General features: G+C 74.5%; 20 protein-coding genes. 7 read left to right on the top strand and 13 right to left on the bottom strand.

Features of this window, described 5'->3' with window-relative positions; all coding sequences use genetic code 11:
• The 4 genes from E0W78_RS11695 to E0W78_RS11680 all read right to left on the bottom strand — a co-directional run.
• Positions 1–743, bottom strand: a 743-nt coding sequence (locus tag E0W78_RS11695) for a glycosyltransferase (protein WP_131404129.1), incomplete at its 3' end; no start/stop codon positions are given.
• A gap of 361 nt (positions 744–1,104) precedes the next feature.
• Positions 1,105–2,097 carry a pirin family protein gene (locus E0W78_RS11690; RefSeq protein ID WP_131404128.1) on the bottom strand — a complete coding sequence of 331 codons (993 nt, stop codon included), beginning with the start codon at positions 2,095–2,097 and terminating at the stop codon, positions 1,105–1,107.
• Positions 2,094–2,612, bottom strand: a complete 519-nt coding sequence (locus E0W78_RS11685) for a putative molybdenum carrier protein (protein WP_131404127.1) — start codon at positions 2,610–2,612, stop codon at positions 2,094–2,096. The genes E0W78_RS11690 and E0W78_RS11685 overlap by 4 nt, the downstream gene beginning before the upstream one ends.
• A gap of 25 nt (positions 2,613–2,637) precedes the next feature.
• Positions 2,638–4,131: a SulP family inorganic anion transporter gene (locus E0W78_RS11680; protein WP_131404126.1), complete on the bottom strand. Its 1,494-nt coding sequence runs from the start codon at positions 4,129–4,131 to the stop codon at positions 2,638–2,640.
• 139 nt (positions 4,132–4,270) lie between these two features.
• On the opposite strand from E0W78_RS11680, the gene E0W78_RS11675 reads away from it, so the two are divergent.
• Positions 4,271–4,657: a MerR family transcriptional regulator gene (locus tag E0W78_RS11675; protein WP_131404125.1), complete on the top strand. Its 387-nt coding sequence runs from the start codon at positions 4,271–4,273 to the stop codon at positions 4,655–4,657.
• Between the two features lie 9 nt (positions 4,658–4,666).
• On the opposite strand, the gene wecC is transcribed toward E0W78_RS11675, so the two are convergent.
• The 3 genes from wecC to E0W78_RS11660 all read right to left on the bottom strand — a co-directional run bounded on the left by wecC (position 4,667) and on the right by E0W78_RS11660 (position 8,069).
• Entirely contained in the window at positions 4,667–5,908 is a 1,242-nt protein-coding gene (gene wecC / locus E0W78_RS11670) for a UDP-N-acetyl-D-mannosamine dehydrogenase (protein ID WP_131404124.1), read from the bottom strand.
• A gap of 105 nt (positions 5,909–6,013) precedes the next feature.
• Positions 6,014–7,153 (bottom strand): UDP-N-acetylglucosamine 2-epimerase (non-hydrolyzing), encoded by a 1,140-nt coding sequence (wecB, locus tag E0W78_RS11665; protein ID WP_278249434.1) that lies wholly within the window; start codon positions 7,151–7,153, stop codon positions 6,014–6,016.
• A 91-nt stretch (positions 7,154–7,244) separates the two neighbouring features.
• Positions 7,245–8,069 carry a pseudouridine synthase gene (locus E0W78_RS11660; RefSeq protein WP_207392740.1) on the bottom strand — a complete coding sequence of 275 codons (825 nt, stop codon included), beginning with the start codon at positions 8,067–8,069 and terminating at the stop codon, positions 7,245–7,247.
• A gap of 196 nt (positions 8,070–8,265) precedes the next feature.
• Between E0W78_RS11660 and E0W78_RS11655 the strand changes: the two genes are divergently transcribed.
• Positions 8,266–8,940, top strand: coding sequence for a TetR/AcrR family transcriptional regulator (locus E0W78_RS11655; RefSeq protein WP_131404122.1), 675 nt, complete (start codon positions 8,266–8,268; stop codon positions 8,938–8,940).
• A gap of 10 nt (positions 8,941–8,950) precedes the next feature.
• On the opposite strand, the gene E0W78_RS11650 is transcribed toward E0W78_RS11655, so the two are convergent.
• Positions 8,951–11,530 carry a SpoIIE family protein phosphatase gene (locus tag E0W78_RS11650; RefSeq protein WP_207392734.1) on the bottom strand — a complete coding sequence of 860 codons (2,580 nt, stop codon included), beginning with the start codon at positions 11,528–11,530 and terminating at the stop codon, positions 8,951–8,953.
• Between the two features lie 109 nt (positions 11,531–11,639).
• Positions 11,640–13,190: a GGDEF domain-containing protein gene (locus E0W78_RS11645; protein ID WP_131404121.1), complete on the bottom strand. Its 1,551-nt coding sequence runs from the start codon at positions 13,188–13,190 to the stop codon at positions 11,640–11,642.
• A gap of 253 nt (positions 13,191–13,443) precedes the next feature.
• Here E0W78_RS11645 and E0W78_RS11640 point away from each other — a divergent pair, with 253 nt between their 5' ends.
• Positions 13,444–14,718: an HNH endonuclease signature motif containing protein gene (locus E0W78_RS11640; RefSeq protein WP_165570487.1), complete on the top strand. Its 1,275-nt coding sequence runs from the start codon at positions 13,444–13,446 to the stop codon at positions 14,716–14,718.
• A gap of 105 nt (positions 14,719–14,823) precedes the next feature.
• A complete protein-coding gene (locus tag E0W78_RS11635) occupies positions 14,824–15,444 on the top strand; it encodes a hypothetical protein (RefSeq protein WP_131404119.1) in 621 nt (206 codons plus the stop codon).
• 6 nt (positions 15,445–15,450) lie between these two features.
• Here E0W78_RS11635 and E0W78_RS11630 read toward each other — a convergent pair whose 3' ends face one another.
• Genes E0W78_RS11630 through E0W78_RS11620 form a run of 3 tightly spaced genes read right to left on the bottom strand, consistent with a single transcriptional unit; the run spans position 15,451 to position 17,274 of the window.
• Complete coding sequence (locus tag E0W78_RS11630; protein ID WP_131404118.1) at positions 15,451–16,104, bottom strand: cytochrome b/b6 domain-containing protein; 654 nt, start codon at positions 16,102–16,104, stop codon at positions 15,451–15,453.
• A 49-nt stretch (positions 16,105–16,153) separates the two neighbouring features.
• Entirely contained in the window at positions 16,154–16,924 is a 771-nt protein-coding gene (locus E0W78_RS11625) for a sulfite exporter TauE/SafE family protein (protein WP_131404117.1), read from the bottom strand.
• Between the two features lie 8 nt (positions 16,925–16,932).
• Positions 16,933–17,274, bottom strand: a complete 342-nt coding sequence (locus E0W78_RS11620) for a DUF202 domain-containing protein (protein ID WP_165570486.1) — start codon at positions 17,272–17,274, stop codon at positions 16,933–16,935.
• Between the two features lie 117 nt (positions 17,275–17,391).
• On the opposite strand from E0W78_RS11620, the gene E0W78_RS16585 reads away from it, so the two are divergent.
• The 3 genes from E0W78_RS16585 (at position 17,392) to E0W78_RS11610 (ending at position 19,753) form a co-directional block, all read left to right on the top strand.
• A complete protein-coding gene (locus E0W78_RS16585) occupies positions 17,392–18,270 on the top strand; it encodes a hypothetical protein (protein WP_165570485.1) in 879 nt (292 codons plus the stop codon).
• Positions 18,271–18,506: 236 nt separating this feature from the next.
• A complete protein-coding gene (locus E0W78_RS16580; RefSeq protein ID WP_165570484.1) occupies positions 18,507–18,941 on the top strand; it encodes a class F sortase in 435 nt (144 codons plus the stop codon).
• A gap of 65 nt (positions 18,942–19,006) precedes the next feature.
• Positions 19,007–19,753: a gamma-glutamyl-gamma-aminobutyrate hydrolase family protein gene (locus E0W78_RS11610; protein ID WP_207392733.1), complete on the top strand. Its 747-nt coding sequence runs from the start codon at positions 19,007–19,009 to the stop codon at positions 19,751–19,753.
• A gap of 9 nt (positions 19,754–19,762) precedes the next feature.
• On the opposite strand, the gene cobF is transcribed toward E0W78_RS11610, so the two are convergent.
• A complete protein-coding gene (gene cobF, locus E0W78_RS11605; protein ID WP_131404113.1) occupies positions 19,763–20,539 on the bottom strand; it encodes a precorrin-6A synthase (deacetylating) in 777 nt (258 codons plus the stop codon).

Raw genomic sequence — 20,539 nt, 5'->3', positions numbered from 1 at the left:
GGGGGCGGGTCGAGGACGCCGCGGGCCGGCATCCGGACCGGGACGATGCGGTGGTGCAGCCAGAGCCGGCCGAGGGACGCGGCCATCCGGGCGGTGTCGCGCAGCACCTGCACGCGCGAGCCCTCGCGGTCGATCCACACGGTCGGCGCCTCGGCCACCGTGAGGCCGAGGGCCCGCGCGGTGACCAGCATGTCGACGTCGAAGACGAAGTCGCGCGAGCTGACCAGCGGCATGATGCGCTCGGCCGCGCGGTGGGTGATGACCTTGGCGCCGCACTGGGTGTCGTGGAACGGCAGCCCGAAGACGGTGCGGACGGCCCGGGCGAACCCGGCGCTGGCGACCCGCCGGGCGAGCGAGCGCGGCTTGGGAAGCACGGACGCCGGGTGCCACCGCGACGCGATGGCCAGGTCGGCGCCGGTCACCCGCAGGGTCTCGGCGAGCAGCTCCACCTCCGCGGGCGGGGTGGAGCAGTCGGCGTCGACGAACGCGATGACGTCCGCGTCGCTGCGCCGGAACGCCTCGTTGATGACCCCGCCCTTGCCCAGGCGGGGGTACTCGACGGCCCGGACGCGGTGGTCGCGCAGGGCGTGCTGGTCGACCACCAGCCGGGTCTGGTCGGTGCAGTCGTCCAGCGCGACGGTGATGCGCAGGTCGTCGCCGATCAGGTCGTTGCTGTAGGCGCTGAGCGTGCGCCCGATGCGGTGCTGCTCGTTGTGCGCGGGGATGACGATCTCGAGGGTCATGGGTCGCTCCTGGAGGGACACGGACGTGCGTGTCCGCCGTCTGGGACGTGACCAGGACGGGGACGGGCGGCTGGCGGTGCGGACGCGGCGTACGGTCCGCCGGGACGCGGGGCGTCTCGGGACGGGTCGTCGGTGACCCTGCTCCTGCTTCGTCGAGCTCGGCCGGTTCGGGGGCGGCAGCGTGTGCCTGCCCGGCTCGTCATCCAGACTGCGGGGCTACGCCCGGAGTCACAACCTCAACACGCCGGTCGGTGACGAAGGTCACCGGGCGAGGCCCGAAAACCCCGGGATTCCGGGGAGGAATGAGAATGCTCTCATGCGCGTCCGCTCGTCCGCGGCGCGCACGAGCGGGTCGGGGGGACTACTGCTCGCGCGGGCGCAGCCGGACGTGCGGCAGCTCGGGGGCCGGCAGCGCCGCTCCTCCGTGGCCGGGCACGGTGCCGAACCGCGCGACGCCGACCGGGTCGCCGGCGATGGCCGCCTGCCACTGCTCGCGGGCCTCGACGACCTCCTCGTGGGTGCGACCGACGAAGTTCCACCACATGAGCACCTGCTCGCCGAACGGCTCGCCACCGATGAGCACGGCGCGGACGTCGCGCTCCCCCGCGCGCAGCTCGAGCACGTCCCGGCCGGGGCCGGTGTAGGCGAGCCAGGCCGGCTCGACCGGCGTGCCCGCCACCGTCAGGTCGCCGGCGTCGAGGAGCACGCCGTGCTCGAAGGCCGGATCAACCGGCAGCCGCACGGTCGTGCCCGCCGGCACGTCGACCTGGGCCGCGACCAGCGGGGAGTAGGCACGCGCGGGCGACGTCGCCCCGGCCAGCGAGCCCATGAAGACCTGCACGCGGGCACCGTCGACGTCGACGACCGGCGGCTCGGCCACGTGCTCGAAGGCCTGCTCGCCGTGCCGTGCGCTCTCGGGCAGCGCGGTCCAGAGCTGGACGCCGTGCAGCACGCCTTGCTGCGGGAACCGCTGGAGCGTGCCCTCCTCGGAGTGGCTGATGCCGCGACCGGCCGTCATGAGGTTCAGCTGGCCCGGCTCGACCGCCTGGACCGACCCGAGCGCGTCCTGGTGCAGCACCCGGCCCTCGAACAGCCAGGTGACGGTCTGCAGCCCGATGTGCGGGTGGGGCGGGACGTCCATGCCGCCGGTCTGCGCGATGTCGTCGGGACCGTAGTGGTCGGCGAAGCAGAACGGGCCGACGAGGGAACGGCCCCGGGACGGGAGCGTGCGGCGCACCGTCATGGCGCGAGGGCCGCCGAGCGGCACGTCGCGCGGCGGGACCAGCTCGACGCCGGCGGTGGCGGGCTCGGCCGCGCAGCGCTGCTCGTCGGGGCGGGGGTCAAGGTTCGTCATGGTGCCTCCCTCGCGGTCAACCTATCCCCCGCGTCGGCGCCGTCCGGGCGCCGGGCCAGCACGTCCAGCAGGGTGTGCAGGGCGGTCGCCCCGATGCCGGGGCACTCGCTCTCGCGCGGGCCCGCCACGTCGAGGGTCACGTCGCCCTCCAGACCGGCGAGCCAGGCCCGCACCTGACGCCGGTCGCGGGGGTCGGCGACCAGCAGCGGCCGGTCGGTCGCGGCGGCCGCGACGAGGGTGAGGTGGGTGCCGGGCGACACCACGTGCGCCGGGCGCAGCACGAGCACGGCGTCGCAGTCGCGGACGTTCAGCCGGGTGCGCACGGCGGGGTCGGCCTCGTCGGTCTCGCGCAGCCGCGGGAAGCGCAGCCGGACGCCCGGTGGCGCGGGGGCGTCCTCGGCGCGACCGCCGCGCGGGCACCAGCCGGCGTACGACAGACCGAGCCGGACCGCGGCCTCCAGCCCCGCCCGGTCGACGCCCGTCTGGCCGCCCGACACGACGCGCAAGACGCTCATCGCCCCAGGGTCGCAGGCCCCGGGGCTACTCGCCGCCGAGGTGGCCGGACAGGCGGGCGTGCCGCTGGGCGCTCGGGCCGGTGAGCCCGACGATGCGCACCTGCTTGCCCTTGCGGGCGTACTTGGTCTCGACCGCGTCCAGCGCGGCCACGGCCGAGGCGTCCCACACCTGGGCGCCCGAGAGGTCGACGACGACGCGCGCGGGGTCGTGGGCGTAGTCGAGCTGGGCGTAGAGGTCGTTGCTCGAGGCGAAGAACAGCTGGCCCGTGACCCGGTACACCGCCGTCTCGCCGTCCGGGCCGGTGACGAGCGAGCGGTCGACCTGCGTCAGGTGTGCGACCCGGCGGGCGAACAGCGTCATGGCGACGAGCACGCCGACGGCCACGCCGATCGCGAGGTTGTGCGTGGCGACGACGACGGCGACCGTCACGACCATGACGAGCGTCTCCGACCACGGCATCCGGCGCAGGGTGGCCGGCCGGACGCTGTGCCAGTCGAACGTGCCGACCGAGACCATGATCATCACCGCGACCAGGGCGGCCATCGGGATCGCCGCGACGACGTCGCCGAGGCCCACGACGAGCACGAGCAGGAAGGCGCCGGCCAGGAAGGTCGAGAGCCGGGTGCGGGCGCCGGACGCCTTCACGTTGATCATCGTCTGGCCGATCATCGCGCAGCCGCCCATGCCGCCGAGGAAGCCGGTGACGATGTTGGCGCCGCCCTGGCCCCAGGCCTCCCGGGTCTTGTCCGACCCGGTGTCGGTGACGTCGTCGACGAGCTTGGCGGTGAGCAGCGACTCCAGCAGACCGACCAGGGCCAGGCCGAGCGCGTACGGCGCGATCACGCGCAGGGTCTCCCCCGTGAACGGCACGTCCGGCACGAGCAGCGACGGGAGGCTGTCGGGCAGGCGTCCCTCGTCGCCGACGTCGGGGACGTCCCGTCCCCAGACCAGCACAACGACCGTGACGACGACGATCGCCACCAGCGGCGCCGGCACCACCGAGGTCACCCGGGGCAGGGTCACGATCATCGCGATGCCGGCCAGCACGAGCGGGTACACGACCCACGGCACGTCCACCAGGTGCGGCAGCTGGGCCAGGAAGATCAGGATGGCCAGCGCGTTGACGAAGCCGACCATCACCGAGCGCGGCACGAACCGCATGAGCCGGGCGACGCCCAGGAGGGCCAGCACCACCTGGATCACGCCGCCGAGGATGACGGCCGCGACCAGGTGGTCCAGTCCGTGGCTCTCGACCAGCGGTGCCACGACGAGCGCGACGGCTCCGGTGGCGGCCGAGATCATGGCCGGGCGTCCGCCCAGGAACGCGATCGTCACCGCCATGGTGAACGACGCGAACAGGCCGACCTGCGGGTCCACCCCGGCGATGATCGAGAACGAGATCGCCTCGGGGATCAGCGCGAGGGCGACGACGAGCCCGGCCAGCACCTCGGTGCGCAGCAGGCTCGGCGAGCGCAGGACGTCGCGGACGCGCGGGGCGGCGTCGGCGGACAGGCTCATGGGGCTCCGTTCGGCGTCCGGACGCGCGAGGGCACGCCGGGGCTGGGTGGCAGGATGGGGGCGCCGCGACGCGGCACCGACCGATCCTAACCTCACGCGACGTGAGGGTTGGGGCTCCGCGAGCGTGAGAGGGGACACCGTGGCCGACGCCCTGCTGCGCATCGGCGAGGTCGCGGCCCGCACCGAGCTGTCGCTGCGCTCGCTGCGGCACTGGGAGGAGGTCGGCCTGCTGCGCCCGTCCGGCCGCACCGAGGGCGGCTTCCGGCTCTACACCGACGACGACGTCGAGCGCATCCTCGTCGTGCGCCGGATGAAGCCGCTCGGCTACACGCTCGAGGAGATGTCCGCGGTGATGCGCGACATCGAGGCGCTCTCGGCCGGCGTCACGGGCGACGAGCGGGCGGACGTGCTCGCCCGCCTGGACGCGCTGCGGGCCGACGCCGCCGAGCGCCGCGCCCGGCTCGAGCGCCAGCTCGGCATGGCCGACGAGTTCCTGTCGATCCTGGACGCCCGGCCGAGCGCCTAGGCCGGCCGCTCAGTCGCGCCAGAGACCCTTGACGTCGACGACCGCGACGCCGTCGCGCACCGGCTTGAGGGTGCGAAACACCGTGTGGTCGACCAGCACGGCGACGCAGTCAGCGGCGTCGAGCGCCTCGGTGGCCTCGACCAGCTCGACGTTACGCCGGTTCGCGAGCTCGGGCGGCAGCTCCTCGACGTGCGGCTCCACCGCGAGCACGCGGCCGCCCGGGAGCGCGTCGGCGAGGTCCGCGGCGATCTTGCGCGCCGGCGACTCGCGCAGGTCGTCGATGTCGGGCTTGAAGGCCAGGCCCAGCACGGCGACGGTCGGCGCGGCGAGGTCCTGGACGGCCGTCGCGACCTGCTCGACGACCCACTGCGGCTTGGCGTCGTTGACCTCGCGCGCCGTGCGGATCAGCCGGCTCTGCTCGGGCGCGGCGGCCACGATGAACCACGGGTCGACCGCGATGCAGTGCCCACCGACGCCGGGACCCGGCTGGAGGATGTCCACGCGCGGGTGGTGGTTCGCCAGGCGGATGAGCTCCCAGACGTCGATGCCCAGCCGGTCGCAGACGAGCGAGAGCTCGTTGGCGAAGGCGATGTTGACGTCGCGGAAGGAGTTCTCGACCAGCTTGGCCATCTCGGCGGTGACCGCGTCGGTCAGCAGGATCTCGCCGGCGCAGAAGACCTGGTAGAGGTCGCGGGCCCGCTCGGCGGCCTCGGGCGTGAGACCGCCGACGATCCGGTCGTTGCTGACCAGCTCGACCATGACGCGTCCGGGGAGCACGCGCTCGGGACAGTGCGCGACGTGCACCAGGCTCACGCCCTCGGCGTCGCGCAGGTCGGGGCGGGCCTCCAGGATCCAGTCGGCCAGCTGCTCGGTGGCGCCGGGCGGCGAGGTGGACTCCAGGATGACCAGGGCGCCGGGCTGCACCGACGGCGCGATCATGCGTGCCGCGGAGCGGATGTAGCTGAGGTCGGGCGTGCGGTCGTCCTGGAACGGCGTGGGGACCGCGAGGATGAACACGTCGGCCGGCTCCGGGGCGGTGCCCGCACGCAGGTGCCCGGTGGCGACCGCGTGGCTGACGTACCCGGCGAGGTCGGGCTCGACGAACGGCACGGTGCCGGCGTTGACCGCCTCGACGACGCTCTCGTTCACGTCGACGCCGAGGACGTTCGTGCCGCGCGAGGCCAGGATGGCCGCCGTCGGCAGGCCGATGTACCCCAGCCCCATCACGACGACGTCGGGCCTGCTGCTCATGTCTCTCCCCTTCACCACTGACCGCGCCGTCCGTCCGGAGGCTCCAAGCACCCTAGTGGACGGGCGCCGCGGTCCATGGCGACGACACGGTCGGCAGGACGGACGTCACACGGCGAAGTCCGGCAGCCGCTCGCCGAGACCCAGCAGCTGGTCCAGGGCCGCCACGGACCGGGCCCCGGCGCGTCCGTCGCCGTACGGGTTGACCGCGTTGGCCATCTCGTCGTAGGCCGCCCGGTCGTGCAGGAGCGTGGTGACCTCGCCGACGATGCGGTCCTCGTCGGTGCCGACGAGCCGCGCCGTGCCGGCCTCGACCGCCTCTGGCCGCTCGGTGTCCTCGCGCAGCACCAGCACGGGCTTGCCCAGCGAGGGCGCCTCCTCCTGCACGCCGCCGGAGTCGGTGACGACCAGGGTCGCGTGAGCGGTCAGCCGCGCGAAGTCGGTGTAGCCGAGAGCGTCCAGGAGCACCACGTTGGGCAGGTCCTGGAGGGCCGGACGGAAGATGTCCTGCACCAGGGGGTTGCCGTGCAGGGGCAGCACCATGACCACGTCGGGCTCCTGGCGCGCGAGCCGCGCCAGCGCCCGCGCCGTGGCGCGCATCGGGTCGCCCCAGGACTCGCGACGGTGCGAGGTGACCAGCACCATCCGCCGGCCCCCGAGGTCGGGGACGCCCGGCACGTCGAGCGGCTCGTCCTTCTCGGCGATGGAGAGGAACGCGTCGATCACGGTGTTGCCGGTGACCGCGATCGAGGACGGGTCGACGCCCTCGCGCAGCAGGTTGTCCCGGCTGCCTCGCGTCGGCGCGAGGTGCAGCGCCGCCAGGCGGGTCAGCAGGCGGCGGTTGCCCTCCTCGGGGAAGGGCGACGCGATGGACGCCGTGCGCAGGCCCGCCTCGACGTGGACGACGGGGATCTGCTGGTAGAACGCAGCCAGCCCGGCGGCGAAAGCGGACGTGGTGTCGCCCTGCACGACGACGACGTCGGGCCGATCGGCCTCGAGCAGGGGCGTCAGGCGCTCGAGGGTGCGGGCGGTGACCCCGTCCAGCCCGAGACCGCGCTGGAAGATGTCCAGGTCCTGGTCGGGGACGATGCCGAAGGTGCGGTGGACCTGCGCCAGCATCTCGCGGTGCTGGCCGGTCGACACGATGGTGGTCCGGTACCGGTCCGACGCCTGGAGGCCCTGGACGACCGGAGCCATCTTGATCGCCTCGGGCCGGGTGCCGTAGACCGGCATCACGTGGACGCCCACGCTCGTTCCTCTCCTGGACAACAGTCGCGGGCAACCCTAACGGCGGGCCGCGACGGTCCACGCACCAGCCGCGCCCACGCGCACCGAGCGCCTAGGCCTGCGGCTCCAGCGGGAGCGAACGGACGCTGTCGAACCGGCGCGCGGTGCCGTCGACCGGGTCGGTGAACGCCAGCGACGCGGCGAGCAGCTGCAGCGGGTCGGTGAAGTCGTCCACCTCGACGTCACGCACGTGCGGGTACAGCGGGTCGCCGACGATCGGGACGCCCAGCCCCCACAGGTGCATCCGCAGCTGGTGGGTGCGTCCGGTGCGCGGGCTCAGCCGGTAGACGGCCACATCGCCCCGCCGTTCCTCGAGCTCGACCAGGGTCTCGGCGTTCGGCTCCGCGCCGGCCACGACCTCGGCCTGCCACGTGCCGCGCCGCTTCACCAGGTGGTCGCGGACGACCACGGGCAGCGCCAGGTCCGCGCGGTACGGGGCGAGCGCCCGGTAGGTCTTGGCGACCCGGCCGTCCTGGAACATCGACTGGTAGGGCCCGCGCCACCGTCGCTCGGTCGCCAGCATGAGCAGGCCGGACGTGACGCGGTCCAGCCGGTGCAGCGGCGACAGCTCGGGCAGCCCGAGCTCCTCGCGCATCCGCACCACGACGCTCTCGCGCACGTGCCGCCCACGCGGGATCGACGACAGGAACGGCGGCTTGTCGACGACGACCAGCCGCTCGTCGCGGTGGACGACGTGCACCGTGCCGGGCACCCGCGGCTCGTCGCGTAGGTCGCGGTGGAACCAGACGAACGTGTGGGGCGCGTAGGGGTCGTCGTCGCCCACCGGACGTCCGTCGCCGCCGACGAACCGGCCCGCCGCCAGCATCTCGGCGACGGCCACGCCCTCGGGCAGCTTGTCGCGCAGCCAGGCGCCCATCGTCGGCCACGGGTGCGGGTCGGACGGGTCTCGGTCGGGCGTGCGCACCCATGCGGGTCCCAGGCCGTGACGGTGCGGCAGCGGCGGACGAGGGGGCACCGGGCGATCGTAGGCCGTCCGCCGGCGTCGTCCGACGGGCCCGTGGCCCCGGGCGGGCGCACACTTCCTCCATGCGTGCTCTCCCCCGGAGCCTTCGATGATCGTCCCCGTGCGCGAGGGCGTCTTCTTCACCACGCCCCCGGCCCTGCCGAAGGGGCGCCACGGCCTGTCCCACGACGAGGTGCTGACGCGCCAGCGCGAGCGGCTCATGATCGCCGCCACCGAGCTGCTGGCCGCCGACGGCTTCCGCAGCCTGGGCGTGCGCGACGTCTCGACCCGGGCCCACGTCTCGCAGCCGTCCTTCTACGAGTGCTTCGCCGACAAGGACGCCTGCGTGTTCGCCGCGTACGACCGGTTCCTCGCGGTCCTGGCCGACCGGATGCTGACGTCGGTCGAGACGCCCGCCACCACGCCGTGGGACGAGGTGGTCTCGCGGGTCGTGCTCGCCTTCGCCGGCACCCTCGAGGCCGACCCCGTCGTGGGACGGGCCTTCATGCTCGAGCTCGAGGGACTCGGCCGGCCGGCTCGCGAGCGCCGCCGCGCGGCCATCCACACGATCGCGCTGCTGCTCAAGACCGAGCGCGACCGTCACTGGCCCGGCGCGGCCGGCGTCCCGCTGTCGGCCTACGCCGCAGGGGTCTACGCCATGCGGCAGCTGACCGCCGACCAGCTGGACGAGCCCGGGTCGGACCCGCCCGTCCGTGGCGTGGCGACCGAGCTGGTCCCCACGATCTCGGCGATGCTGCGCCCGGAGGCCGCGGCCCAGCTCTAGCGGCGCACGGTCAGGACACCGTCGGGGGCACGACGACGGGACCGGCCTCCGGCGGGCGCGCGTCGTCCTGCGGGTGCAGCCGCACCGCGACGAGCGCGACGTCGTCCTCGGGCCGCTCCCCCAGCATCCGGGTGAGCAGGGCGTCGCACAGCGACTCCAGGTCGGTGCCGGACGACTCGAGGTCGGCGAGCTCGGCCGCGAGCCGGTCGACCCCCTCCTCGAGGGCCTGGCCACGTCGCTCGACCAGGCCGTCGGTGTAGAGCAGCACCGTCGACCCGCGGCGCAGCTCGGCGACCGACTCGTGCCGGTCCGCGTCCGACGACAGGCCGAGCAGCAGGTCCGGCTGGTCGGCCTGCAGGACGTCCACGTGCACGCCCCCGTCGGTGCCCGGACAGGCCACGAGGGGCGGCGGGTGCCCGGCGTTGGACCAGCGCAGGTGCGTGACGCCGGCCGCGTGGTCGTCCGGCGACTGCTCGAGGCGGGCCGCGACGACCGTGGCCGTCGTGTCGATCAGCAGCGTCGCGATGGCCTCGTCGAGCCGGGTCAGCGACTCGGCCGGACCGGCGTCGGTGGTGACCGCGATGCCGCGCAGGATGCTGCGCAGCTGGCCCATGGCCGCCGCGGCGGCGGTGTCGTGGCCGACGACGTCGCCGATGACCACCATGGTGGAGCCCCCGGGCTGCAGGAACGCGTCGTACCAGTCGCCGCCGACGCGGGCGGTCTCGGCGGCCGGCACGTAGCGGACCGTCACCTGCAGGTGGTCCGGCTCCGGCGGGGCGGTCATCATGCTGCGCTGCAGGGTCTCGGCCAGGTCGCGCTGCTCGGCGTAGAGCCGCGAGTTGTCGAGCGCGAGCCCGGCCCGGGCGGCGGCCTCCTCCAGCGTGGCGATCTCCTCGGACGAGAACGCGGGCCGGTCCGCACCACGGAAGACGGTGAGCACGCCGGACGTCCGGCCCCGGCCGTTGAGCGGCACGATGACGGCGGTCTGCGGGTCCAGCGTGCGGAGCAGGTCGGCGGCCTCGCCGGGCGCGAGCACGGCCGACACCCGGTCGGCGGCGTCACGCTCGACGACGGTGGTCGTCCCCTCGGCGATGGCCCGGCGGACGAACGAGGACTCCAGCAGGGCCTCGAGGCGCAGCTGGGCGTAGCGCTCGACCAGCGGGCGCGAGGCCTCCTCGGCGTGCCACCAGCCGACGTCGCGCAGGCCGCGCCGCCAGGGACCGCTCGGCGACATCGCGTCCTCGGCGAGCGTCACGACGCACCAGTCGCCCAGGGCGGGGACGATGAGCCGGGCGAGCCGGTTGCCGGCGTGCTCGGGCTCGAGCGTGCCGACGAGCGCGTCGGTGACCTCGCGCAGCAGGTCGGCGCGCTGCGCGGCCCGGGCCATCGTCTGCTGGGCCTCGCGTCGCTGCGTCACGTCGAGGAAGTACACGGCCAGCCCGTCCTCGACCGGCCAGGCCCGCACCTCGTACCAGCCGTCGAGCGGCGGCGGGTAGTACGCGTCGAACGACACCGGGGTGCTCATCGACACGGCGTCGCGGTAGGAGCGCTCGAAGACGGTGCCGACGGCGGCCGGGAACAGCTCCCAGACGACCTCGCCGATGATCGGCCGGCCGATCGCGCCGAGCAGCTCCTCCGCGCGGGCGTTGACGTAGGTGAACCGCCACTGCGCGTCCAGGTGGTAGTACGCCGCCGGCATGGCCTCGAGCACGCGGCTGACCGAGGCGTCCTCCTCGCGCGTGGCGGTCACGTCGGTGGCGACGCCCAGCACCCGGACCGAGGTGCCCTCGGCGCCGGGCAGCGCGCTGCCGCGGGCCGACACCCAGCGCAGGCCGCCGTCGGGCAGCACCACCCGATACTCGGCCTCGTACCGGCCGCAGGTCGCGATGGCGGCGGCCAGCGCGCGGCCCACGCGGGCCCGGTCGTCGGGGTGGACGCACTGGTTGAACGCCTCGATGGTGCCGCCGAACTGCTCGGCGGTGAGGCCGAAGAGGGTCAGCAGCCGCTCGTCCCAGCGCAGCTCGCCGGTGACCAGGTCCCAGTCGAACGCGCCGACGCCGCCGGCGTCGATGGCCATCTGCCAGATCAGGCGCTCGGAGTCGTGCTCGAGCTCGAGCGCGGCGAGCTCGAGCTGCGCCACGACCGGCGCGGCCAGCACCTCGAGCAGGCGGACGTCGTCGTCGCTCCACGCCCGGGGCTCCGGGCCGTAGACGCACAGCGCCCCCACCACGTGGCCGTGCGCCCGCAGCGGGACGCCGAGGTAGGCGCCCACGCCGCCGCCGGCGACCGGGGGAAGGTGCGCGACACGGGGGTCGGCCGGTCCGTCGTCCACGCGCACGGGCGAGGCGGCCTCGACCGTGACGGTGCACAGCGAGTCCGCGGGCGCCGACTCGGTGCCCACGTCGGGCGCGGCGGCACCGGTGCCGCCGACGACGGTCTGCACGTCGGAGATGATCGAGACCTGGGCCGACGGGGCGCCGAGCAGCGCGGCGACGTGCCCGGTCAGGCGGTCGAGCTCGGGCAGCGACCCGGCGCGGGCCAGACGACGTGCGTGAGCCAGACGGCCGGCCACGTCGTCGGACGTGCTCACCGGCGTACCTCGGTCGTCCACGGGCACCTCTCGTCGGGCGACGATCCGGCGGACCGTGCAGGTCCCATCGTCCCACGACGCCGCGTCGCGCCGTGCCCGAACCCGCCGACTACTCCGCCACCGTGCGGTCGCGTCCGCTGCGCTTGGCCCGGTACAGGCTCTCGTCGGCGCGGCGGAGCAGCTCGTGGGCGTCGACGTGGACGTCGCGGGCGGTCGCGACGCCGATGCTGACCGTGATCCGCCGGTCGATCAGCTCGCTCCAGTCGTGCTCGCGGATGCCGAGCCGCACCCGCTCGCAGGCCTTGAACGCCTGCGCCTCGTCGCACTCGGGCAGCACGATGACGAACTCCTCGCCGCCGAGCCGCGCGACGGTCGCCGCCGCCGACACGGTGCCCTCCAGACGGCGCGCGAGCTGGCGCAGCACCTGGTCGCCGACCAGGTGCGACGTGGAGTCGTTGACCGCCTTGAAGTGGTCGACGTCGACGACGGCCAGCGACAGCACGAGCCCCTCGGCGCGGGCCCGCGACTCCAGCGCGTTCAGCTGCGCCTCCAGGAAGCGTCGGTTGTACAGGCCGGTGAGCGCGTCGCGCAGCGCCATGTCGCGGAACTGCTCGGCCTCGCGGCGTCCCTCGCGCACCTCGAAGACGAGCTGGGTCAGCTCGGCCTGGCGCTCGCGGTCGTCGTCGCGCTGGGCGGCGGCCTCCTCGTCGTAGCGCAGCATCTCGTGGAAGGCGGCCTCGTAGTCGCCTCGGCCGGCGTGCAGCAGCGCGCGCTCGCGCCGGGCCCGGACGCCGATGGAGCCCAGTCCCCCGCGGCTCTCGCAGACCTTCATGCAGCGCTCGACGGTCTCGGCGGCCCGGTCGAGGGCGCCGGAGAGCCGCTGCACCCGCACGAGGGTGAGCAGCACCTCGGGCAGCAGGTCGGCCTCGTCCTCGTCGGGGATGCCGCCGTTGACCAGCGGCAGCAGCAGCGCCTCGGCCTGGTCGTAGTCGCCGCGCAGCGTGGCCACGGCCGCGACGGTGTCGATGTCGCCGGGCCGCAGCGGGATGCCGGTGGACACCGACAGCTCCTGCAGCCGCTCGACCAGCTGGGTCGCCTTCTCGACCTCGCCGCGCTGGTAGGCGCCGTAGGCCATGTTGTTGAGCACCGAACGGGCCATCTGGTGGTTGCCGTGGGTGGTGGCGATGTCCAGGGCCTCGTGGTGGTGGCGCGTGGCGTCGTTGCTGATCGCCGTCTCCAGCGTCATGGCCAGCACGACCAGGTGGGCGCCGCGCAGGAGCGGGGGCGCGTCCTCGGGCAGGTACTCGACGCTCAGCACGCCGTGGCGGCGCGCCTCGGTCATGTCGCCGACGTAGAAGTGCTGGTAGGCCAGCAGCAGGTGGCTGCGGGCGAGCACGTGGGCCTGGCCGTTGTCGGCGGCCCAGCGGTTCACCTGGTCCAGGACCGGGGCCGCGCTGGCCAGGTCGCCGGCGCGCATGCTGGCGTCGGCGATGACCAGCCGGGCCCGGGCCTCGAGGTCGTCGCGGCCCAGCAGCAGCGCCTGCTCCTGCACCTCCGCGGCGACCCGGGGATCCTCCGACGTCCGGTCGATCTCCATGCCGAGGAGGACGTCGTCGAGCGTGGCCGCATCCGGCACCGGCGTGTCACGCGTCGACGTCATGCGGACATTGTCGGCCATGGCAACGAAAAAATCCGCGACTCGCGCATGATCCCCGCCACGCATCCGGCGAGTCGGCCGTCCGCACGACCGTGGCAGCGCTCCCACGGTCGCGGCCAGCGTGCGACGAGCCCGCACTGACCGGATCGAGCGGCGCGCGGAAGACCCCTCGCTGTCGGTGGCCGCGCCTAGGATGGGAACATCAGTTCGATTCGGGGGAATCATGGTCGCTGCGCTCGTGGGCACGGAGTCGCCGGTGGCGTTCCTGGACGAGGTCGAGCGCGCCCTCGACGCCGCGGATCCGACGGTCTACCTGCAGCAGTCGCCGACGCAGGCGCGGCAGACGGCGATGCGGATCCAGCGGCTGCAGGCCCGGTTGGCTGCGCACAGTGCGGCGGCGGTGCGGGCGGTCGATGCGCTGGTGCCGGTGGGTCTTGGCGGGTCCACCGGCACGGCCGACCTGCTGGCGCGTGACTTCGGTCGGGATCGGCGGGCGGCGGGTCGTCAGGTGCGGCTGGCGCAGTCGTTGGGTGAGCGGACCACGACGGAGCGGGCGCTGGCCGAGGGGTTGATCAGCGAGGCCCAGGCGGTGGTGATCGTGAACGCGCTGCGTTGGGTGCCGGCCGAGCATGAAGAACGGTGCGAGCAGACGCTGATCGCGGCGGCGCAGATGCTGAGCGCGAAGGACCTGGCTCGGCGGGCGCGGCGGATCGCGGACGTCTACGCACCCAAGCCCGAGGTGGACCAGATCGAGAACGATGCACTCGAGGCCCAGGAGCAGCGGGCGTGGGAGCGCACCGACTTCCGGATGGCCGACAACCGTGACGGCACCTGGCGGGGCGGGTTCGTCCTGCCCGACCTGCAGGCCGAGCTCTTGAAGACGATGCTCGACGCCTTCACCGCACCCCGGCAGGGCGAGCACCCGATCCCTGAGCCTGTCGAAGGGACGAGGACGGGCCTCGACAGGCTCGGCCAGCGGCAGGGTCACGCCTTCGCGCACCTGCTCGAGACGATGCCGGTCGACCGGCTCCCGCAGTCCGGCACCACCGCCGCCACCCTGGTCGTGACGATGGAGCTGGAGGATCTTCGCGAGGGTCTCGCGGCTTCCACCCTGGCGACCGGCACCCGGCTCTCGGCTAGGGAGACCCGCCGCCTCGCCTGCACCGCCGGCATCATCCCGGCCGTCCTGGACGGCGACAGCCTCCCGCTCGACCTCGGCCGCACCAAGCGTCTGTTCTCCAAGCACCAGAAGACCGCACTCGGACTTCGCGACCTCGGCTGTGTCGCCCCCGGATGCGACCGACCACCCTCCTGGTCCGAGGTCCACCATCCGATCCCGTGGTCGGAAGGCGGTCCGACCGACCTCGACAATGCCGTCCTGCTCTGCCCCCGACACCACCACCAGGCCCACCGCGACGGCTGGCAGTTCCGCCGCGGCCAGCACGGCCACGTCCAGACCCGCGGACCCGACGGTCAGTGGCGCGACGACGGACGCTGGCGCCCTTCGACCGGGGCACGTGCTGCTGGCTGAACGCGGCGGTCGGCCCCGCTCACCACGTGTCTTCTCGGCGACGGGACCGACTCACGTACCCTTGCGCCGACGTCCGTCCACCCGCTCATCCCCCGGGAGCACCCCATGATGCGTCGCGCCGCGCTCACCGTGCCGGCCCTCGCCCTCGCCGTCCTGGCCGCCTGCAGCGGCGGCACCGACACCGGCACGATCCCCCCGGCCACGCCGACGGCACCCGCCCCGAGCGCCTCGGCCACCCCGACGCCCGGTGACGACGACAGTGGCGATGCCGACGCCGAGCCGGACGGCAGCGACGGCGGCACCCGCGACGGCTCGGTCGAGGTGCGCATCCAGAACGGGCGCAAGTTCGCCGACGACCCGGTGGTGGCGCAGTTCCGGCTGCTGACCTCGGCGATCTACCGCAGCATCAACGGCGGCGAGCTCGTGCCCGAGCTCGACGACCTGGGCAACGAGCAGGTGCGCGACTTCGTGTCGCGCACGGTGTCGGTCGCCCGCGACCAGGGCTTCACCGTGCCGACGGACCCGCTGTTCCGGGTCGCGGTGTCCGACGGCACGCAGCTCAAGGTCTGCGTCCGCGGCGACACCCAGCAGTTCCTCGACGCGTCCGGGGAGCCGGTCAACGACAGCGACCGCACCTGGTACCGGATCGTGCTGACCGCGGAGGGCGCGCCGGACGCCGTGCGGTTCACCTCCTACGAGCCCGAGGGCACCTGCCGGGCGTCCTGACGACGGTCAGAGCATGCGGCCGAGGTGGCCGTGTCGGCGCACCACGGTGTGCCAGAGCACCAGGCCGACGTGCGTCGCCACGACGACGGCCAGCACGACCTGGGTGCCGACGTGCAGCACGAGCAGCGGCTCCCCCAGCAGGGCGAGCAGCAGCCCGCTGGCCGGCACGACCAGCAGCAGCGTGAGCATCGCCCTCTCCAGGGCGCCCTCGAGCCGACGCTGTCCCGGGCCCAGGTGCTCGGCCCACGGCGGCAGCGCGACGACCCGGCGGCGGACGATCCGCACCAGGCCGAGCAGCAGCAGGCCGAGCCCGAGCAGCACGTGGGTCTCGACCCCGCTCACCCCGTCGTCCAGCACCGATCCGGACGCGACGTCGCGCAGCTCCTGGCGACCGGGCTCGTCGTCGAGCGCGTCGGCGGCGTCCTCGCGCCGCTCGATCTCGGCCTCGAACCACTCCTCGGCGGCCTCGCCCTCCTGCTCGGCGGCCTCCTCGCCTCGCTCCTCGGCCCGGTCGACGGCCTGCTCGGCCCGGTCGGCGGCCGCCCCGGTGTCCATCGTGAGCCCGACGACGAGCTGGGTGACCAGCGCCACGACGGTCAGCCAGTGCAGCACCTTCGCCGTCGGGTCGTAGCCCTGCTGCTGCGCCTGCGGTGCGGCCATGGCCCGCACGCTAGCCCGCGCCCGGGGGCGACGGAGCCGATCGGGACGGTCAGCCGGTCGTCACGAGGCGCACGACGGCGACGGTGCCGACCAGCACGATGATCGCCCGGAGCGCCGCCGGCGGGAGACGACGGCCCACGCGGGCACCGACCAGACCGCCCAGGGTCGCGCCGATGGCGACGAGCAGCACCACGTGCCAGTCGATCCGGTCCCACGCCACCAGCACGAAGGTGACGGCCGCGACGGCGTTGACCACCGTCGTCAGCACGTTCTTGATCCCGACGACCGACTGCAGCGCAATGGTCGTCATCACCGTCATGAGGCCCATGACGAGGATGCCCTGGGCGGCCCCGAAGTAGCCGCCGTAGACGCCGAGGAGCGCGATGCCGGCGGCGAGCACGACCGTGCGCAACGGCGTCATGACGACGCCCTCCCCGCCGCGGCGCCGGGCCGCACGGCGTTGCACGGCCGGGCCGGCCACGACCATCACCAGGCCGACCACGATGAGCGCCGGCACGATGGCCCGGAACGCCGACGACGGCAGGACGAGCAGGAGCAGGGCACCCGCCACGCCGCCGGCCAGCGACGCGGGCAGCAGCCGGCGCAGCAGCGGTCCCTGGCCGGCGAGCTCGCGGCGGTAGCCGAACGAGCCGGCGATCCCGCCACCGACCAGGCCGATGTTGTTCGACACGTTGGCGACCACCGGTGGGTAGCCGAGCAGGAGCAGCGTCGGGAAGGTCACGAGCGTCCCCGAGCCGACGACGACGTTGATCGTCCCGGCCCAGAACCCCGCGGCGAGGATGGCGACGGTCTCCAGCACGACGGGGCTCAGGCGCCGAGCAGCAGCACGAGCACGGCCACCGCGACGGCGACGACCAGCACGCCGGCCGCGATCGCCGGCCCGGCGGAGGAGGACGCGGCCGCGGCGGTGCCGACACGCAGCTCGGCGGCCGTGCGGCGGTAGCGCAGCGTGCCGTACCCGACGCCCAGCGCCCCGACGACCACCAGGAGGCCGCCGGCCAGCAGGCTCGGGGTCGTCACCTCCCCGCCGTCCCCGAACCGGGCCACGGCCAGACCGACCACCATGACGTTGGCCCCGGTGCGGAGCCAGGCCAGCTGGGTGCGCTCGTTGGCCAGGTGGTCGCGGGGTCCGCCGATGCTCTCGCCCATGCCGGCATCCTGCCCCACCGTGGGCAGCCCGCCGGACAGGACCCTCGCCACGCGGCGCGACGCGGCGTACGGTCGAGGGACGACGCCGGGTCCGGCGTCCTCCGGGGGGAGAACCACATGTCCAGCAGCGCTGGCGCACGCCATCCGTCCGACCGTCGCCCGTGGGTGCGCCTCGCCGCCGCCCTCGGTGGCATCGGTCTCGTCGCCCTCGTGGCCGGAACGGTGGTGCTGGCCGTCGCCGAGCCCGCCTCCGCCGGGCAGGAGGACAAGATCGGCGTCTGCCACCGCACCGCCTCGGACTCGAACCCGTACGTCCTCCTCGTGGTGCCGGCCCAGCAGGCCAGCGGCCACATCACCGGCACCGACAAGCAGCACAACCAACAGGTGACCTGGTCCACCAGCGGGAGCTGGCGCGGTGTCCCGCACGCCGCCGGGGATCCCAAGCTGGACTACTTCGCCTCCGCCGAGGAGCTGGAGGCGGGCCGGTGCCAGGACACCGCCGGACCGACGCCGACGCCGAGGGACCCGGAGACGGAGCCGATCGCGCCGACGACCGATCCGACCGAGCCGGAGCCGAGCACCGATCCGACCGAGCCGCCGACCACCGAGCCGGCCACGGAGCCGACCGAGCCGACGCCGGGTCCGGACGATCCCACGGCCAGCGGCACGTCGGCGCCTCCCGCACCCGGTCCGGACCCGTCGTCCTCCGCGACGACGCCCGGCGACGGAACCGGTGGCGGCGATGAAGGCAGCGGTGGCGGCAGTGACGACGGTGGCGGCGACCAGGACGGATCGGGCGGCGACGCGGGCAGCACCGGAGCGTCCGACGACGGGGCGACCGGCAACGACGTCGCCGTCCCCCGCAACGTCACCGCCGGGGTCGAGGACTGGAGCACGACGCAGGTCTGGGGCGCCGGCCTGGCCGGCGGCGGTGTCGCCTTCCTGCTGGCGTCGGGAGGGGTCCTCCTCGCGTCACGACGTGCACCAGGCGCGTGAGCCCGCGGACCCGGCGGCTGGCGGCCGCAGGCGCCGTCGCGCTCCTGGTGGTCGCGCTCGGTGTCGCCCTGGCGATCGTCCGGTCGTCGCCGGACCCCCGCACGGAACCCGCCGAGTCGGCGGGGTCGGAGGAGTCGGCGGAGCCCTGCGATCCTCGGCCTGCGACCGGAAGCTCCGACGGCTCGTCGCCGACGCCCACGCCGAGCGCCCGCCCCACGGCGGATCCCGCTCGTGGCGTGCCCGTCCGGCTCGAGATCCCCAGCCTGGAGGTCGACGCCGCGGTCGTGCCGATCGTGGCGGACGCCGAGGGCACGCTCGACCCGCCCGCCCTGGTCAAGCAGGTCGGCTGGTGGCAGGACGGCGCCGAGCCCGGCTCGGCGCGGGGCAGCGTGGTGTGCGCCGGCCACACGGTCCGGTCCGGTGGTGGCGCCTTCAACGACCTCGGCGACGTCGAGGAGGGTGCGCTCGTCCGGGTCACGACCGAGCGCGGCACGATCGACTACGCCGTCGCCACCGTCACGCGTGTGCCCAAGGACGAGTTCGCCGACGAGGCCGACGAGCTGTTCTCGCAGGAGTCCGCTGCCCGGCTCGTGCTGGTCACGTGCAGCCGGTACCGATGGGGGCACTACCGGGACAACACGGTGGTCGTCGCCGAGCCCTCCCCTCGCTGACGACCGTCCCGACCCCCGGAGTCGCAGGCAACCTGCGCGTCACACGGACGTCCTACGCTGCCCTCGTGACCGACGTCCTCGACCCGCGGCCCCGCCTCGCCCTGCTTCACCTGCGCACCGAGCGGCCCCACGCGCCCTGGTTCCAGCAGAAGCTCGACGTGCTGAACGACGCGACGGCACGGGTCGCCGAACGCCTCGGCTGGCACGTCGACCTCGTGGCGTCGGCCGAGACCGGCGTGGAGGCGACGCTCGCGGCCGTCGACCGCGCCGACGCGGTCGTCCTCATGGGCGGCGAGGACGTCGACCCGCGCACGTACGGCGGTCCCGTCGACTACCCCGGCAGCGGCATGCACGAGCCGCTCGCCGACGCGGCGCACCTGGCCGCCGTCCGGCGGTGCGTGGAGACGGGCACGCCACTGCTCGGCGTGTGCCGCGGGCTGCAGCTGGTCAACGTCGCGCTGGGCGGCACCCTCGTCCCCCACCTGCCGACCGTGTCCGGGCACCGGCACCCCGACGACTTCGTCCGCAACCGGGTGCGGCTCGTCGGCCCGGCGCTCGTCCGCGAGGTCGACGCCGAGCAGGACGTCCGCTGCACGCACCACCAGGCGGTCGACCGGCTCGGCGAGGGCCTGGTCGTCGCCGCCCTGGCCGACGACGGCGTCGTGGAGGCGGCCGTGCACGAGACGGCTCCCGTCACCGGCGTCCAGTGGCACCCCGAGCACCCGGACACCGCCGACGACCAGCTCGCCGCGCTCTTGCTCCGTCTGGCCGACCAGGGCGCCGGCACGTCCACGCTGTCGGCCGCGGGCTGAGGCCCTTCGTCAGACCCGGCGCAGCAGGTAGGTGTCCATCACCCAGCCGCGCGCCTGCTTGGCCGCGGCCCGGCGCGCCTCGATCTCGCCGGCGACCTCGTCCAGCCGTCCGGCGACCAGCTGCTCGTCGGCGGAGCCGAGGTTCGCGCCCCACCACACCTGCCAGGCCGACGGGTCGGGCAGCCGCAGACAGGTGAGCCCGCCGTCCAGCATCACCACGAGGTTGTCGCCGTGCTCGGCGTCCCGGAGCAGCCGGCGTCCGGTCGTGATGGTGATCGGGCCACCGATCGTGTTGAGCACGATCCGGTGCCGGGCGGCGAGCAGCTGGACGCTGCTCAGCCCCGGCACGACCTCGACCGCGACGTCCACGACGCCGCGGGCCTCGATGCGGTCGGCCAGCCGGATCGCCGAGTCGTAGAGCGCCGGGTCGCCCCACACGAGCACGGCCGCGTCGCCGTCGTGGGCCAGGAGCGCCTGCTCCCAGGCCTCCGCCCGGGCCTCGTGCCAGTCGCGCACCGCCCCGGCGTAGTCGGCCGGGTCGTCGCGGTCGCGCTCGGGGTCGGGCACGGCGACGAGCCGCCACTCCCCCGTCACGTGCCGCTCGCAGATCGCCTCGCGCATCGCGACGAGGTCGGCCGTGCCCGGGTGGTCGCCGGTCTTGTCGGCCACCAGGAAGAAGTCGACCTCGTCCAGCACCCGGGCGGCCTGGGCCGTCACGAGCTCGGGGTCGCCCGGCCCGAGCCCCACGAGCGCCAGCCGACGACGCCGGGCGCTCCCCCCGCTCAC

The organism is Aeromicrobium sp. IC_218, assembly GCF_004336805.1.
Classification (GTDB): Bacteria; Actinomycetota; Actinomycetes; order Propionibacteriales; family Nocardioidaceae; genus Aeromicrobium.
This window is presented reverse-complemented; position numbering and strand designations above follow the sequence as displayed.

Excerpts from the sequence above, each read along its gene's own strand:
- E0W78_RS11660 (WP_207392740.1), bottom strand. The coding sequence starts at position 8,069 with ATGGGCGCCTGGCTGCGCGACAAGCTGCCCGAGGGCGTGGCCGTCGCC.
- E0W78_RS16585 (WP_165570485.1), top strand. The coding sequence starts at position 17,392 with ATGTCCAGCAGCGCTGGCGCACGCCATCCGTCCGACCGTCGCCCGTGG.
- E0W78_RS11655 (WP_131404122.1), top strand. The coding sequence starts at position 8,266 with ATGATCGTCCCCGTGCGCGAGGGCGTCTTCTTCACCACGCCCCCGGCC.
- E0W78_RS11685 (WP_131404127.1), bottom strand. The coding sequence starts at position 2,612 with ATGAGCGTCTTGCGCGTCGTGTCGGGCGGCCAGACGGGCGTCGACCGG.
- E0W78_RS11620 (WP_165570486.1), bottom strand. The coding sequence starts at position 17,274 with ATGGGCGAGAGCATCGGCGGACCCCGCGACCACCTGGCCAACGAGCGC.
- E0W78_RS11680 (WP_131404126.1), bottom strand. The coding sequence starts at position 4,131 with ATGAGCCTGTCCGCCGACGCCGCCCCGCGCGTCCGCGACGTCCTGCGC.
- E0W78_RS11645 (WP_131404121.1), bottom strand. The coding sequence starts at position 13,190 with ATGACGTCGACGCGTGACACGCCGGTGCCGGATGCGGCCACGCTCGAC.
- E0W78_RS11690 (WP_131404128.1), bottom strand. The coding sequence starts at position 2,097 with ATGACGAACCTTGACCCCCGCCCCGACGAGCAGCGCTGCGCGGCCGAG.
- E0W78_RS11635 (WP_131404119.1), top strand. The coding sequence starts at position 14,824 with ATGATGCGTCGCGCCGCGCTCACCGTGCCGGCCCTCGCCCTCGCCGTC.
- E0W78_RS11630 (WP_131404118.1), bottom strand. The coding sequence starts at position 16,104 with ATGGCCGCACCGCAGGCGCAGCAGCAGGGCTACGACCCGACGGCGAAG.
- wecC (WP_131404124.1), bottom strand. The coding sequence starts at position 5,908 with ATGAGCAGCAGGCCCGACGTCGTCGTGATGGGGCTGGGGTACATCGGC.